At 71.1% G+C, this 14,838-nt stretch carries 14 protein-coding genes and 1 pseudogene; 6 read left to right on the forward strand and 9 right to left on the reverse strand.

Annotated features, from left to right (window positions below; all coding sequences use genetic code 11):
* Positions 1–43 precede the first annotated feature (43 nt).
* The 5 genes from V6V47_RS15890 to V6V47_RS15910 form a co-directional block, all read right to left on the reverse strand.
* Entirely contained in the window at positions 44–1,537 is a 1,494-nt protein-coding gene (locus tag V6V47_RS15890; RefSeq protein WP_334628985.1) for an MFS transporter, read from the reverse strand.
* Positions 1,538–1,573: 36 nt separating this feature from the next.
* Entirely contained in the window at positions 1,574–2,203 is a 630-nt protein-coding gene (locus V6V47_RS15895) for a TetR/AcrR family transcriptional regulator (protein ID WP_334628986.1), read from the reverse strand.
* Positions 2,204–2,340: 137 nt separating this feature from the next.
* A complete protein-coding gene (locus tag V6V47_RS15900) occupies positions 2,341–3,216 on the reverse strand; it encodes a Gmad2 immunoglobulin-like domain-containing protein (protein ID WP_334628987.1) in 876 nt (291 codons plus the stop codon).
* 17 nt (positions 3,217–3,233) lie between these two features.
* On the reverse strand, positions 3,234–4,700 hold the full coding sequence (locus tag V6V47_RS15905) for a HAMP domain-containing sensor histidine kinase (protein ID WP_334628988.1): 1,467 nt from the start codon (positions 4,698–4,700) through the stop codon (positions 3,234–3,236).
* Between the two features lie 14 nt (positions 4,701–4,714).
* Positions 4,715–5,395, reverse strand: a complete 681-nt coding sequence (locus tag V6V47_RS15910; protein ID WP_334628989.1) for a response regulator transcription factor — start codon at positions 5,393–5,395, stop codon at positions 4,715–4,717.
* A gap of 136 nt (positions 5,396–5,531) precedes the next feature.
* Between V6V47_RS15910 and V6V47_RS15915 the strand changes: the two genes are divergently transcribed.
* The 3 genes from V6V47_RS15915 (at position 5,532) to V6V47_RS15925 (ending at position 8,140) form a co-directional block, all read left to right on the forward strand.
* A complete protein-coding gene (locus V6V47_RS15915) occupies positions 5,532–5,888 on the forward strand; it encodes an L-rhamnose mutarotase (protein WP_334628990.1) in 357 nt (118 codons plus the stop codon).
* 405 nt (positions 5,889–6,293) lie between these two features.
* Positions 6,294–7,121 carry a peptidoglycan-binding domain-containing protein gene (locus tag V6V47_RS15920; protein ID WP_334628991.1) on the forward strand — a complete coding sequence of 276 codons (828 nt, stop codon included), beginning with the start codon at positions 6,294–6,296 and terminating at the stop codon, positions 7,119–7,121.
* A 56-nt stretch (positions 7,122–7,177) separates the two neighbouring features.
* Entirely contained in the window at positions 7,178–8,140 is a 963-nt protein-coding gene (locus V6V47_RS15925) for a hypothetical protein (RefSeq protein ID WP_334628992.1), read from the forward strand.
* A 32-nt stretch (positions 8,141–8,172) separates the two neighbouring features.
* On the opposite strand, the gene V6V47_RS15930 is transcribed toward V6V47_RS15925, so the two are convergent.
* The 3 genes from V6V47_RS15930 to V6V47_RS15940 all read right to left on the reverse strand — a co-directional run bounded on the left by V6V47_RS15930 (position 8,173) and on the right by V6V47_RS15940 (position 11,091).
* Positions 8,173–9,456: a nucleotide disphospho-sugar-binding domain-containing protein gene (locus V6V47_RS15930; protein ID WP_334628993.1), complete on the reverse strand. Its 1,284-nt coding sequence runs from the start codon at positions 9,454–9,456 to the stop codon at positions 8,173–8,175.
* Between the two features lie 29 nt (positions 9,457–9,485).
* Complete coding sequence (locus tag V6V47_RS15935) at positions 9,486–10,403, reverse strand: NADP-dependent oxidoreductase (RefSeq protein WP_334628994.1); 918 nt, start codon at positions 10,401–10,403, stop codon at positions 9,486–9,488.
* A 70-nt stretch (positions 10,404–10,473) separates the two neighbouring features.
* A complete protein-coding gene (locus tag V6V47_RS15940; RefSeq protein ID WP_334628995.1) occupies positions 10,474–11,091 on the reverse strand; it encodes an HD domain-containing protein in 618 nt (205 codons plus the stop codon).
* A gap of 319 nt (positions 11,092–11,410) precedes the next feature.
* Between V6V47_RS15940 and V6V47_RS15945 the strand changes: the two genes are divergently transcribed.
* Positions 11,411–12,388: a GlxA family transcriptional regulator gene (locus V6V47_RS15945; protein ID WP_334628996.1), complete on the forward strand. Its 978-nt coding sequence runs from the start codon at positions 11,411–11,413 to the stop codon at positions 12,386–12,388.
* A gap of 39 nt (positions 12,389–12,427) precedes the next feature.
* Here V6V47_RS15945 and V6V47_RS15950 read toward each other — a convergent pair whose 3' ends face one another.
* Entirely contained in the window at positions 12,428–13,006 is a 579-nt protein-coding gene (locus tag V6V47_RS15950) for an AMIN-like domain-containing (lipo)protein (RefSeq protein ID WP_334628997.1), read from the reverse strand.
* Between the two features lie 274 nt (positions 13,007–13,280).
* Here V6V47_RS15950 and V6V47_RS15955 point away from each other — a divergent pair, with 274 nt between their 5' ends.
* Together V6V47_RS15955 and V6V47_RS15960 are read left to right on the forward strand one after the other, a co-directional pair.
* The gene (locus V6V47_RS15955) at positions 13,281–14,426 is read left to right on the forward strand and encodes a snapalysin family zinc-dependent metalloprotease (RefSeq protein ID WP_442934241.1); all 1,146 of its coding nucleotides are present in this window, start codon (positions 13,281–13,283) and stop codon (positions 14,424–14,426) included.
* Between the two features lie 118 nt (positions 14,427–14,544).
* Positions 14,545–14,838 (forward strand): annotated as a pseudogene (locus V6V47_RS15960) (hypothetical protein); the annotation flags it as partial.

Here is a 14,838-nt window from a genome sequence, read left to right on the forward strand (position 1 = left end):
CCCCGGGTTGGAGGCGGGCCGGCCGGCGACCCCGACGGTCGACTCAGCCCATGTGCACGGCGTTGCCGGTGGGGATGTCCTCCTTGCGCACCTTGATCAGGATCAGGGTGGCCAGACCGGCGAGCACGATCAGGGCCGCGCCCCACGCGAACGCCACGCGGTAGCCGTGCACCAGCGCCTCGACCTGGTTGACCGGGTTCGGCGCCCGGCCGACCAGATAGGCGGCGACCGCGCTGGTGTAGAAGGTGTTCAGCAGCGCGGTGCCCAGCGAGCCACCGACCTGCTGGGTGGCGTTGAGCGTGGCGCTGGCCGCGCCGGCGTCGTGCTCCGGCACCCCGACCAGCGCGAGGCTGGACAGCGGCACGAAGGTGAAACCGAGGCCCATGCCGAGGATGACCTGGGCGGGCAGCAGGAGGGTGAGGAACGAGGTGTCCACGTCGATCTGGGTCAGCGCCAGCATCGCCAGGGCGGCGAGCACGGAACCGCCGACCATCAGCGGCTTGGCGCCCACCCGCGGCATCAACTGGCTGGCGCCACCCGCGGCGATCAGCACACCCGCGGTGACCGGCAGCGACGCGAGCCCAGCCTCCAGCGGCTTGTACTGCAGCACCACCTGGAAGTAGAAGGTCAGGAAGAGGAACGCGCCGAACAGGCCGGCGCCGATCAGCGTCGAGGCGAGGTACGCCCCACCGCGGTTGCGGTCCAGGATGATCCGCAGCGGCAGCAGCGGGTGGTTTGAGCGCAACTCGATCACCACGAACGCGGCGAGCAGCACCACACCGGCGGCGATGAAGCCGAGCGTCGCGGCGGCGTCCCAGCCATCCTCGGCGGCCTTCGTGAATCCGTACACCAGGGAGACCAGGCCGGCGGTGACGACCACCGCTCCGGGCACGTCGTAGCGGGTGTTGCCGTGCGCCCGGCTCTCCGGCACCAGCGGAAGCGCGAAGGCGATGGCGATCGCGGCGACCGGGATGTTGACCAGCAGGCACCAGCGCCAGTTGGCGTACTCGGTGAGCACCCCGCCGAGCAGCAGGCCGACCGCGGATCCGCCACCGGCGATCGCGCCGTACACGGCGAACGCCTTGGCCCGCTCCGTGGCCTCGGTGAACAGGACGGTGAGCAGCGCCAGCGCCGCCGGGGCGAGCAGTGCGCCGAAGGCGCCCTGCAACGCGCGGGCGGCGAAGAGCATCGTGCCGGTGGTGGCCAGACCACCCAGTGCGGACGCGAGCGCGAAACCGGTCATACCGACCAGGAAGGTGCGCTTGCGGCCCCAGAAGTCGGCGATCCGGCCGCCGAGCAGCAGCAGGCCACCGAAGGCCAGCGTGTAGGCGGTGATCACCCACTGCCGGTTCGCGTCCGTGATCCCCAGGTCGACCTGGGCCTTCGGGAGCGCGATGTTCACGATGGTGGCGTCCAGGACCACCATCAGCTGCGAGACGGCGATGACCGCCAGCGCGATCCAGCGCCGCGGATGCGGTGCGCCTGTCGACGTCCCGGCGTCAGGTGCGCCGGGCGCGGTCGAGGTAGTTCCGGGCATGGTGAAGCCTTCCGTGTTTCTGGTGTGTCAGTGGAATCAGGCGTGGGACGGGCGGTCGGGGTGGTAGAGCAACACCGGGATCAGCACCTGGTCGACGACCTGGGTGAGGAACGCGTCATCGGCGGGTAGGCCGTGCGCGACGATGCGCGACATCATCAGCGAGGGGGCCAGATCGTGGAACAGCTCCCGCTCGCCGGCCTCTGGTGGGATCTCCGCGCGCGCGGCGGCCCGGACCAGGATGGCCGTGCTGGCCACCCGCCCGGCGGGCAGCACCTGGTGGCGTACGAGGCGCTCCAGCTCGGGGTTGGTCCGCATGGCGAAGGTCAACGCCTGCATCAGGTCGCAGTCGGCGACGCAGATCGCGGCGGTGGCGCGCAGCAGCTCGATCAGATCGCCGCGGAGCGAGCCGGTGTCGGGCGGGTTGAGCACTCCCACGTGCCGGTCGCGCAGGGCGGCCACCACAAGCTCGGCCTTGCCGTCCCAGCGCCGGTAGACGGTGGCCTTGCTGACGTGGGCGCGGGCGGCGACGGCGTCGATGGTCAACCGGTCGAAACCGACCTCACGCAGCAGCTCGATGACCACCGCGAAGAGGGCGCTGTCGGTGCACCGCGCACTGCGGGCGGCCGGCACCCCGGCGCCCGCGCCCACCTGCTGACCACCCAGCATCTCGACCCCCCGCGAAACGATGTCGTACTGAACGTAGTTCGCGGTTTGGAGATCATGCAGGGTTTTATGAGTTTCGTCGCACTGAGCTGCCGAAACGATTACGTTTCGCCCTGGCGTCCGGCGGATGAACCAGGTGGTCAGCCACCGGTAGGGGAGAGGAGCACCGGTACGGCCACCGTGTTGATCCGGGAGCCGTCCCGCGCGGACACCTCGTACACCTCGACGGTGCCGCGCTGCTCCCGGGCCGTACGCCAGCCGACCACCACCCGGTACGCGCCCCGGCAGCCGCTGCCGCAGCTCGCCGTGCCGAAGCCGGTGGCCACCTCCCGGCCGGTGCCGTCGAGGACCCGGACGCTCACCGTGGCCTCGAACACGTCGGCGGTGCCGGTGACGGTGAGCGGAGAGGTGACCCGCGCGCCGACGCTCGGGCCGGCGACCACGATCGGCGGCAGCAGATCCGCGTAGTCGGCCCGGTCGACCGGCGCGCCCCCGGCGAAGCGGACCTGCCGCACGGTGGGGAACTGGGTGAGCGTCCACACCACCTGCGCCTCGCGGAGGCGGTGCTCCAACCGGTCGTCCACCGACGGGACGGCCCCGAGCGTCGCCACGCCGTCGACGATCCGGGTGATCTCGACGCCGGCCGGGAGCAGGGTGGCCAGCCCGGTCGCCGCCTCCGCCGCGGTCGGCCCGGCGGCCAGTTCGGTCAGTGCCAGTCGGGACGTCCCCACGGTGGCCGGTCGGGTCCGCCGGGTCGGGACGAGCCGCCCGGACCGGACGTACCACAGCTCGATCGTCACGGTGTCGAGCTGGCGTCCTCCGGTGCTGGCCGGCGCCGCCGGGTCAGACGGGGTGCCGGTGGCGGACGGTCGCGGCCCTGCCGACGGCGTCGGCGCCGGATTCGGGCGCACGGTCGGCGCGGCGGTCGACGGGGCCACGGTGGGTGCCGGGCCCAGCGCACCGGAGCGGGATGTGCCACACCCGCCGACGAGCAGCGCGACGACGAGCGTCAGCACGGCGGCGCGCCCCCGCCTCATCCCGCGCCGCCCGTCGTCGTGCCGGCGGGCTGGCCGCCGGTGTGTTGTGCGGGAGGCTCGGCCGGTCGCTGCTCGCGGTCGCCGCCGTGCGGTTCGGCGGGCAGTTCCAGCCGGAACCGGGCGCCAGCGCCCGGAGAGCTGTGCACGCTCAGCACCCCGCCGAGCAGGATGGCGTTCTCCCGGGCGATGGCCAGACCGAGGCCACTGCCGGGGCCGGAGCGGGCCGGGTCGACCTTGTGGAAGCGGTCGAACAGGTGCGGCAGATGCTCGGCCGGAATGCCCGGCCCCTGGTCGGTGACCTCGAAGACGACCAGGGGGCCGGCGGCGGCCACGCTGGCCCGGATCTCGCCCGCGCCGTGTTCGACCGCGTTGGCGACCAGGTTGGCCAGCACCCGCTCCAGCCGACGCGGGTCGGTGGGCAGCACGACCGGGTCGGCAGCGATGAGCACCCGGTCCGACCAGCCCCGGGCCGCGACGATCGCGTGCAGCAGGGCCGGCGCGTCGACCGGGCCGACGGAGAGCGGCTGCCGGCCGGCATCCAGCCGGGAGATCTCCATCAGGTCCTCGACCAGGCGGCGCAGCCGGACCACGTCGCCGACCAGCAGCCGCGCGGCCGGCCGGGCGTCGCCGGGCAGCTGGTCGAGGTGCTCGCGCAGCAGCGATGCCGCCGCCACCAGGGCGGTCACGGGGGTACGCAGCTCGTGCGCGACGTCGGCGGTGAACCGCCGCTCCCGGGCCTGCGCCGCGGACAGGGCGACGATCTTCGACTCCAGCGCGTCGGCCATCTCGTTGAACGACGCCGCCCAGACGCTGAACTCGTCGCGCCCCCGCACCGGTAGGCGGGTGGCGAGCAGACCCTCGGTGAGCGCCTGGGCGGCCCGACTGGCCCGGCCGACCGGTTCCAACGTGCGGCGGGCCAGCGCGTGGCCCACGGCGGCGGCGAGCAGCACCACGAGCACCCAGCCGGCCAGCAGTGCGGTGCGGAGCTGACCGACGTCGGCGGCGATGTCGTCCTCGACCGTGATCACGTACAGCTCGGCGGTCGAGCCGGGGATCCGGCCGCCGACCACCAGCAGCCGAGGCCGCTCCGCTGGGGCGGAGCGCTGGTAACCGAGCTGCCCCTCGGCGACGGTGGCCCGCAGCCGTTCGCCGATCGTCGGGGCGTACGCCGGGTGGGAGGGTCGGGCCGGGCCGTCGACGAGCACCACGTGTCGACCGCTGCCCTCGAAGCTGGTGAGCAGGTCGGTGCCGCGCTGGTCGGTCAGCGGCAGGAACTGCCCGGCGAGGACGAGCTGGTAGCGGGCGTCGGCGGCGGCCTGCTGGAGCGAGGCGTCCGACCAGGACTGGCGCAACAGCAGCCCGGCCCCACCGGCGAGCAGGCCGGCGGACACCCCGGCGACCAGCACGAACGCGATCGTCAGCCGGCGTCGCAGGCGACCAGGGGGCACCGCGCGTCCGGCCATCGCCGCCCCTTCCGTCAGTCGCTGGACAGTTTGTAGCCGGCGCCGCGCACGGTGCGGACCATCCGCGGGCGGGCCGGATCGTCCTCGACCTTGGCGCGCAACCGCTGCACCGCGACGTCGACCAGTCGCGAGTCGCCCAGGAAGCTGTGGTTCCAGACCAGGTCCAGCAGCAGCTCCCGGGTGAACACCTGCCCGGGCCGGCGGGCCAACTCCAGCAGCAGGCGGAACTCGGTGGCGGTCAACGCCACCTCCCGGCCGTCGCGGCGGACCACGAAGCTGCCGGGATCGATCTCCAGGTTGCCGACCTCGATGGTGGTCGAGGCGATCGGCGCGCTGGCCCGGCGCAGCACCGAGCGGACCCGGGCCACCAACTCGGGCAGGTCGAACGGCTTGCGCAGGTAGTCGTCCGCCCCGCACTCGAGCCCGACCACCACGTCGAGCGTGTCGGTGCGAGCGGTCAGCATCAGGATCGGCACCTGGCTGGTCCGTCGGATCTCCCGGCAGACCTCCAGGCCGTCGAGGCCGGGCAGCATGACGTCGAGCACGATCAGGTCGACCGGATGGGCCCGCCACGCCGCCAGGGCCTGCCGCCCGTCGACGGCGGTGTCGACCCGGAAGCCGGCACGGCGCAGACCGAGGGCGGTGACCTCCCGGATGGAGGCATCGTCCTCGACCACCAGCACGCGGCCCTCCATCACCTGAGGGTAGACCCGCTGCCACCGTGCGTAGTCCTGGCAACATGGTCGGTTTCGGTAGGCCGGCCGGCCACCGGGCTCGTCCTCGATCCGATCACCGCACACGAAGGGGCGCCACGTGCAACGTCATGGCTGCGTGATTCGACTCCGCCCGGAGCAGCGGGAAACCTACCTGCGGTTACACGCCGCCGTCTGGCCGAGCGTCGAGAAGACGCTTCGGGCGGCGAACTTCCGCAACTACACGATCTTCCTCCGCGACGACCTGCTGTTCGGCTATTACGAGTACGTCGGTGACGACTACGACGCCGACCTGCGGCTGATCGCCGCCGACCCGCAGACGCAGGCGTGGTGGAAGCTGACCGACCCGTGTCAGGAGTCGATCGCCGAGCCCGGCTCGGGGGACTGGTGGGCCCCGATGCGCGAGGTCTGGCACCTGGCCGACGAGGCGCCCGACGAGGTGCCCGATCAGGCCCAGCAGGGTTCTGGCCGCTAGGTCCTGTTTCGCGGATTTCTTGAGGAGACGGCGGGTCGAGGGCGGTCAGTCATCGCTCAGCCCGCCGTCGGGCCTCGTGCCCCGGGCCTGCTGTTTCGGGTCCTTTGCTCTGCTTCACCCGGCGCAACACCGATCGGGTCGCTTCGTTGCGTCCGTTGAAGCAGAGCAAAGGACGCGAACCTGAGCCGGTCACCTTGGAGCCCAGCGAGGGGAGAGAAGACGGCCTCGGTGTGGTCGCGCGCTACGACGAGGGCCGACGAGCGAGGTTCGTGATCCGGGAGACCGGACGCAGCCCAGAACGGGTCCTTCGAGGATGGGGCTTCCGGCGGGGTGACAACTCGGCTTTTACATTGAAGAATAGCTCCATCGCGCTATGCGGATGCGTCAATATTTTACGGAGGAAACGTGGTCACGAGAAGAAGCCTGCTCGTCGCTGCCGGTGCTGCGGTTGTCGGCGCCGTACCGCTGGCCAACGCGGCCGCGGCCGCGTTGCCGCAACTGGACATGGAGGCGCTGATCAAGGCGGCGCAGATCGACCCGCGCCGGCCGGACACGGCGCTCACCGAGGGGGCCAAGGACAGCGTCCTGCTGGTCGAGCGCGCACTTCAGGCGAAGGGGCTGCTGTCGTCGACGTACGTCGACGGGCACTTCGGCACCAGCACGATCGCCGCGTACGCGGCGTACCAGCGCTCCCTCGGCTACACCGGGCTCGACGCGACGGGCCTTCCCGGCCCGTCGTCGTTGCGGTCGCTCGGCGAGGGCCGTTACACCGTCGTCAAGGCGATCTCACCCGGCAGTGTGGTGACCCTGCGCGGTGTGCAGGTCAACACCCGCACCAGGTCGATGCTGTTCGAGGCCGAACGCCTGCTCGGCCGTCAGCTCGGCATCACGCAGGGCTCGTACAGCAGCGATGTGGGCGCCTCCGCCGGCACCCACGACGGCGGTGGTGCGCTCGACCTCTCGGTCAGCGGTCTGTCCTCGGCTGTCCGGACGGACGTGCTGCGTCGACTGCGGACGGTGGGCTTTGCCGCGTGGCTGCGAACGCCGGCGCAGGGGGACTGGGGCTACCACATCCACGCTATCGCGCTCTCCGACACCGACCAGTCGACCGGTGCGCAGAATCAGGCCGGCGACTATTACCTCGGTCGTAACGGTCTGGCCAACCGGGGCGCCGATGATGGCCCGGCGGTCAGTCCCAAACGGACCTGGGAGGAGTACCAGCGCACGCTCTGAGGCTCACTGGTTCTCCCGTACCAACACTGGCTGTTCTGCGTACCAAAGGAGCGAATTTGTCCATCCGTCGTAGCCGTTTCCTGCGCGGCACCGTCGCTGTGCTCACCACGGCCCTGACAACCGCGGCGATCAGCGTCGCCAGTTCGACCGGGGCCCAGGCCGCCGTGAACAGCTCGGCGAGCTATCTGGTGGTCTACAACAACAACATCGAGAACTGGCTGCCGAGCTCCTGCGCGGACGGTTACAGCTGGGACCGGTTGATCACCTACATCAAGGGCCGGCCGTTGAGCCCGGACGTCTTCACGGTGCAGCAGGTGTCCAACCAGACGCAGCTGAACACCCTGACGCAGCGTCTCTCCGACGAGCTACCCGGCACGTACGCCGGGCAGATCGCGATCGCGAGCCCGGGTTCGATGGGTTACACCAGCACCTGCGGCAAGTTGAAGAACCAGCAGACCAACGCGGTCATCTACCGCTCGGACCGGTTCACCTACGAGGACGCCACGCGTTGGCGGTCCGACGCCCCCGAGGACTACGACGCCGGCACCGGCGGGTGCCAGAATCTCGAGCCCACCCGCAGCAGCCAGGACCGCGTCCACAACATCGCCGTTCGACTGCACGACAACGTCCGCAACGAGGACGTGTCCGTGGCCTCGATCCACTGGCCGACCAACACCTGGCACGGCCCCCTGTGCGCCGACGAGAACATCAAGGAGGCCGACGAGGCGATGGACCGCCTCGGCGGCGGCCTGAAGATCGTCGCGGGTGATGCCAACGCGGAGCCCGAGGACGCGGGCTGGTGGAACGACGGCAAGGCCGACGGGTACCGCGACCCGATCGCCGAGAAGTGCGGCAGCCGGGACTGCTCCTCGGCGTACGACACCAACGGCAGCCGGCGGATCGACTTCCTGCTGGTCAAGAGTGGCAACGGCTTCAGCAACGTCGCGACCATCACGCCGTCGATGACCGGCGGCGAGTACTCCGAGCACCGCGCCGTCACCGCCTACGTGAACTACTGACGACCCGGACAGCGGCACCGCACGTCCACCGGCTATCCGAGCCGGCCAGGGCGGGCGGTGCCGCCGGCTGCCTCGTCGATGATGTCGGCGATCGCGTCGAACGGGTTGTACTGGCCGATCTCCTTGGCCATGACCTCGGCCTGGGAGCGGTAGCCGGGGTCGTGCAGCACCGTCTGCACCGCGGCGCGCAGCTCGATGATCCCCGGCCTGCTGGTGCGCAGGTTGACCCCGGTGCCGGTCCACTCGACGCGGGCGGCCACCTCCGGCTTGTCCTCGCTGGCACCGGCCACCACCAGCGGCACTCCGTAGTACAGGGCGGTCTGCACCCCGCCGTAACCGCCGTTGGTGACCAGCACGTCGGCGTGCGGGAGCAGCCCGTCGAACGGTACGAAGCTGGCCAGCCGCACGTTGTCCGGCACGTTGTGCAGGGCCTGGCGTACCAGGGCTGGGCCGTCCTCGCGCGCGGTGGCGGCCACCACGAGGACGTCGAGGTCGGCGAGGGCACGCACCGCGGGGATGACCAGGTCGTGCAGATCGTTGTTGGCGACCGTGCCCTGGGTGACGACCACCACCGGCCGACCCGACGACAACTCCGGCCACCAGGCCGGCTCCTCGTAGCCGCTGCTGCGTGCCGGAGGCAGCGTACCGACGAAGCGTAGGTGCGCCGGAAGGTCGCCGCGGGGGTACTCGAAGCCGGGCACGGTCAGCTGCAGGTAGTGGTCCGTACGGCGGAAGGGGACGTCGAAGAGGTAATCCGTCGTCGCCACGCCCAACGACGTGAGGGTCGCCTCGGCGAACGTCTGGAGAGCGGCGAAGACCTGGCGCACCTCAGCGTTCATCGCTCGGTTGCGGGCGCGTGCCTCCTCGCCTGCCGTCGGCAGTATTCCGGCACCGAACGCCGGAGTGTCCTCGCTCTGCATCAGCAGGGGGACGGAGCCCAGCGTCACGAGCGTCGGACGTTCCTCCGGCGGCGTGGAGAGGTGGAGCACCGGTATCGACCAGAACCCCAACTCACCCAGCACCACATCCGCGGGGAATTCGGCCAGCAGCGCCCGTAGGCCCTGCACCTGCGCGGGCAGTTGGCCCAGGAAGAAGTGCTCGAAGTCGAACGACAACTGGGCCGGCCCCGGCGGCAGCGTGGCCCGCACCGGAAAGAGGACGTCCAGCCTCCGGTCGTCGAGGTCGGCTGCCGGCGGCAGCGCCCGGAACCGCGCCCCGATCGCCCGAACGCGCTCCTCGAACCGGGATCCGGTGTACACCATCACCTCGTGACCACGCCTGACCAGGTCCGCCGCGACCGTGAGGACCGGGCTCACGTGTCCCTCGAATGGGGTCGCTCCCACTATTACCTTGGCCATTCGCGTCTCCCCGTGTCGACGTGCTCGCCCGGATGCTGCGTTGTGTGGTCGTCCACGATCTGGATGATCGTCTTGCCCGGTGCCCGGTGGTGACGGGCGAACGCGGAGGCCGTTTCGGCCAGCGGCCGCACGGCGCCGACGACGGGCTTGAGCCGCCCGGTCCGTAGGCGCTGGGCGAGGTCGATCAGCCGGGCGCGATCAGGCTCGACGACGAAGAAGATGGCTCGCCCGTCCCTCGGCTGGACGGTGGGCGGCATGGCGATGGTGACGACGGTGCCGCCGGGGCGGACCAGTTCGGTCGATCGCTGGAGGATGTCGCCGCCGATGACGTCGAGCACCACGTCGACCTCGCCGACGTGCCGCAGATCGTCGGCGTCCAGGTCGACGAAGGTCTGCGCGCCGAGGGCGAGCGCGAGATCACTATCGTCGGCTCGACCGGTGCCGATCACGTGGGCGCCCACCTCACGCGCGAGTTGGACGGCGATCGAGCCGACGCCGCCCGCGGCGCCGTGGATCAGGACGGTCTGGCCGGTCGCGAGATGGGCGTGGTCGAAGAGGCCCTGCCAAGCGGTCAGTCCGGAGATGGGCAGCGCCGCGGCCACGGTGTGGTCGATGTCGGCCGCGAGCGGGGCGAGGTTGCGAGCCTCCACCGCGGTGTACTCGGCCAGGGAACCGTTGCGGGTCCAGTCGGTCAGGCCGAACACCCGCTGGCCCACGGTGAGGCCGGTCGTGCCGTAGCCGAGGTCGACCACGACTCCGGACAGCTCGTGCCCGGGGACGCTCGGTGTCCGGTCGCGGCCGGCACGATCGGACCACGTCGCCGGCCAGTCGAGCTCTCCGGGAGTGAAGCCCGCGGCGTGAACGCGCACGATGACGTCGTTCTCCGCTGCGTGGGGATACGGCACGTCGGTCAGGGTGAGCCCGCTGACACCCGCGTTACGGTCGCGCGCGGTGATAGCTCGCATGCGTGTCCAATCAGCTCGGCCAGGGTGAGCCGACGATGCGCTCGACCGTCGTCACGCGCTGGAGGCCGGGGATGAAGTGTTCGAGGATGTCGGAGTTCACGGTGCCGTTCGTGGTTTCGGGGCGGTTCTTCAGCCCGTCGACGTGGGCGCGCAGGAACTCGTTCTTGAAGTCGTCCCGTGGATGGACGGCGAGGATTTCGTCGAGCTGGTCGTGTTCCAGGCCGTCCAGGCCGAGGCCGAGCACGTCGGTCAGGACGCCGAGGTAGGTGGTCGCGATTTCCGGGCCCATCCGGTCGGGGATGCCCGGCGTGGTGTGCAGCGCGACCGCCGTCCACACGGTCTCGGCAGCGGCCGTCGAGAAGCCCCGGTCCAGGAGGAACGTGCGTGCGTGGTCGGCGCTGTCGATTTCGAAGCGCTGCTCGACGTCGGAAAACGGGGTCAGGAGGCCGGTGTCGTGAAACATGGCCGCCAGATAGAGCAGCTCCGGGTCCGGTTCCACGCCAAGCCTGCGAGCGTGGATCAGACCGAAGAGATAGACCCGTCGGGAGTGGTGGTAGATGACCGGCCTGGTTGTCGCCTGAATGTGCCTGGTTGCCTCGGCAACCGCCGCTGTCGCAGGAATCTCCAACCCCGCGATGACCTCTGACATGTCCTCTGACCTCCCCAGCAGTGCGCGCGAACGGGCTTACGGCCACCATGCTGCCCGCCGATCGTCGGACGCGCCGCCCTCGTCCAGCCAGGAATCCCTCATATCTGGACAGGGCGAAATCGTGGACAACCTGCACGTTATCGACCACAGATCACGGGGAGTTCGTTTACGACGAAAATCGCCAGGTGGGCAAATCCGTCCACGGGGGCATTCCGTCATCTCCGGTAACGGCGTGCTACCAATGAAAGGTGTCGAAGCCGCCTGTTCGCCGTACGGATCCGGCTCCCAGAGGCCCGGGGTGCTGAACGCTGGTCCGCACCGCGTCGCGGTCGTCGTCTACGACGGGGTGACACTGCTGGATGTCGCCGGCCCGGCCGAGGTGTTCAAGGAGGCGAACCGTTTCGGTGCCGATTACCGGATCGTGCTGTTGTCGCCGACCGGTGCGGACGTCACGTCGAGTCTCGGGATTCGGATGGCGGTCGACGGTGCCGTCTCCGCTGAGCCACCTGTCGACACGCTACTGGTGGCCGGGTCCGACCACTACCCGCGCGTCCAGGTCCCCGCCGACCTGGCGGACGCCGCACGGATACCGGCGGCTGCGGCCGGAAGGGTCGCGTCGATCTGCACCGGAGCGTTCGTCCTCGCCGCCGCTGGCCTCCTCGACGGCAAGCGCGCGACGACCCACTGGCAGGTCGCGCACGAGCTTGCTGCCCGGTGTCCAGCCTGCCGCGTCGAGCCCGACGCGATCTACGTCCGCGACGGCACCACGTACACCTCGGCGGGGGTGACGGCCGGCATCGACCTGGCGCTCGCTCTTGTCGAAGAGGACCACGGGCCCGACCTGGCGCGCGATGTCGCCCGCGCCCTGGTGGTCTACATGCAACGCGCGGGCGGGCAGTCCCAGTTCTCCGCGCCGCTGCAGGGGCCGCCGCCCCGCTCGCCGGCTCTGCGCAGAATTACCGACGTCGTGACGGCGAACCCCCGCGGGGACCACTCGCTCAGCGAACTCGCGAAACACCTCAACGTGAGCACCCGGCACCTCACCCGGCTCTTTCGCGACGAGCTCTCCACGACACCGGCCCGCTACGTGGAGAGCATCCGGTTCGACATGGCCCGGGCCCTGCTCGACCAGGGCCACACCGCCACGCAGGCCGCGACCCTCGCCGGGTTCCCCAGCTACGAGAGCATGCGACGGGTCTTCGCCAGGAACCTGTCGATCAGCCCTGCGGCCTACCAGCGGAGGTTCAGTACGGCTCGCCGCGCCCCCGCGGGTTAGGCCCTGTGTCGAGGTCCCCGGCCGTGGCCTCGACGGGCGTCACTCCTGCCACTGGTGGGCGACGTCGAGCACGATCCGGCTGTGCGTGCCGGGGCCGGCCAGCACGAGGATGCGGAACGGCAGTCGGGCCCGTACGCCGACCGCGAAGGTGGTGTAGCCCTCGAAACTGCCGCCGAAGACGACGTCGCGCAGTGTCGGGTAGCGCAGCACGTTCGCGGTGTGCTCACCGACCTGGTAGGGCACCGTGCCCTGGTGGGCCGCGTCGTACGCCGGCGCCCGCAGCGAGACCCGCAGCAGCTCGTCCCCGGCGGTGTACGGGGACAGGGGCAGCCCCTCGCCCTCGGTCCAGGTCTCGCCGTAGCCGACCGAGTAGCCGTGCACCGGACCGGCGAACTCGAAGACCACCCGGTCGTAGCAGTCCTGGCGGCCGGTCCGTACCTCGATCAGCGGGGCGGTGCTCAGCGTGCCGGCCGTCTTGTCCGCGCTGCCCCAGGTGATCCCGCAGTACGGCGACCCGGTCGCCGCCATGGTGGTGCTCGCCGCGGCGCCGCTGCCCGCGCCGGCGACCAGTCCGGCGAGTACGACCGCCAGTGCCGTCAGTGCGCTCCTGATCCTCATCGTGGTGTCTCCGTTCCGTGTCCGAGGCCGATCGCGGCGGTGTTGCCGGCGGCCCTCTGTGCTGACGGTGGGCCCGCCCCGGCACGGCCACTTCGCTGCGGCGTAACGGCCGGGTAACAACGGCAACGTCGGTATGACGAATCCGTTATGCCCGATCTCGACCTATGCTCGCTTAGCATTCACGTACATCAATGACCGGCGACACCGTGGTCGCCGGACGATCGCAGGGGAGTGCGTGATGTTCCGACGACAAGTGAGACGTATGGCCTTGGCCATGCTGGCGGTGATCCTGGGAGCGGCCGGGGTGCAGCTCGCCACCGGCGGTCCCGCCGCCGCTGGGCGGACCCTCTACTACGACGCGAGCCGCACCGGCGAGTTCCGCACCAACTTCGACCAGGCGGCGCAGATCTGGAACAGCCGGGTCAGCAACGTCCGGCTGCTGGCCGGCACCCCGGCCAGCATCACCATCTACGTCGACAGCGGCTGGCCCCGGGCGCAACCGACCGGGCTCGGCTCGGGCCGGATCTGGATGGGTCGCCAGGCCGTCGACCAGGGCTACGACCGTACCCGGATCGCCACCCACGAGCTCGGCCACATCCTCGGCCTGCCCGACCGGCGCACCGGCCTCTGCACCGACCTGATGTCCGGCAGCAGCGCCCCGGTCTCCTGTCGCAACGCCAACCCCAGCGCCGCCGAGGCGAGTCGGGTCAACTCCCTGTTCGCCGGCTCGCTGGCCCCGCCCGCCGCCACCACGTACACCTGGACCGGCGCCTCGGACATCGGGCCGACGGTCGTCGGCGGCCGGCCCGCCACCGAGAACTACCCGTTCATGGTCTATGTCTCCGGCTGCACCGGCACGCTGATCAAGGCCAACTGGGTGGTCACCGCCAAGCACTGCCCGACGCCGTCCTCGGTCCGGGTGGGCAGCGTCAACCGCAGCAGCGGCGGGACCGTGGCCCGGGTGTCCCGCGCGGTCAACCACCCGAGCGTCGACGTCAAGCTGTTCCAACTGGCCAGCTCGGTCACCTACGCGCCGGCCCCGATCCCGACCACCTCCGGCGCGGTCGGCACCGCCACCCGGATCATCGGCTGGGGCCAGACCTGCCCGCGGCCGAGCTGCGGCTCGGCCCCGGCGGTCGCCAACGAGCTGGACACCTCGATCGTGGCCGACAGCCGCTGCTCGGGGATCAACGGCCCGTACGAGATCTGCACCAACAACACCAACGGCAACTCGGGTGCCTGCTACGGCGACTCGGGCGGCCCGCAGGTGCGTCGGGTCAACGGGGTGTGGAACCTGATCGGCGCCACCAGCCGGGCCGGCAACAACAACTCCACCTGCGCCACCGGCCCGTCCATCTACGTCGACCTGCCCTCGATCCGTTCCTGGATCAACACCCAGGTCGGCGGCCTGCCCGTCTGACCGAACGGATGACGCCGGTGGGGGACGCGCGACGCGCGTCCCCCACCCCGTCGTCGGGTCACTCGTGGCAGCACGCTGGGGTAGCGTGCCTGGCACATCGACCCATTCGAGGTGACCCATGCCTGCCGTCGTCGTGCTCGCGCTGACCCTCGCCCTGGCACCCGCGCCGTCGCCGTCGGCCACGTCCGGCCCGGTCGGTGACCTCCTCGGCGGCGTCGGGCAGATCGTCGACGGCCTGCTCGGCGGCGGCAGCACGCCGAGCGCGTCGCCCACCCCGAGTCCGGGCTCGAGCGCCGGTCCATCCGCCCCGGCCGCCCCGGTTCCCGCCCCCACCGGGTCGGTGGCCGGGTCCCGGCCACCGGCGGCACCGGCCGCGCCCGCGCGTCCCGGCGACCGGGGCGCTCGCGGGGCC

The sequence above is a fragment of the Micromonospora sp. CPCC 205539 genome, from assembly GCF_036906815.1.
Classification (GTDB): Bacteria; Actinomycetota; Actinomycetes; order Mycobacteriales; family Micromonosporaceae; genus Micromonospora.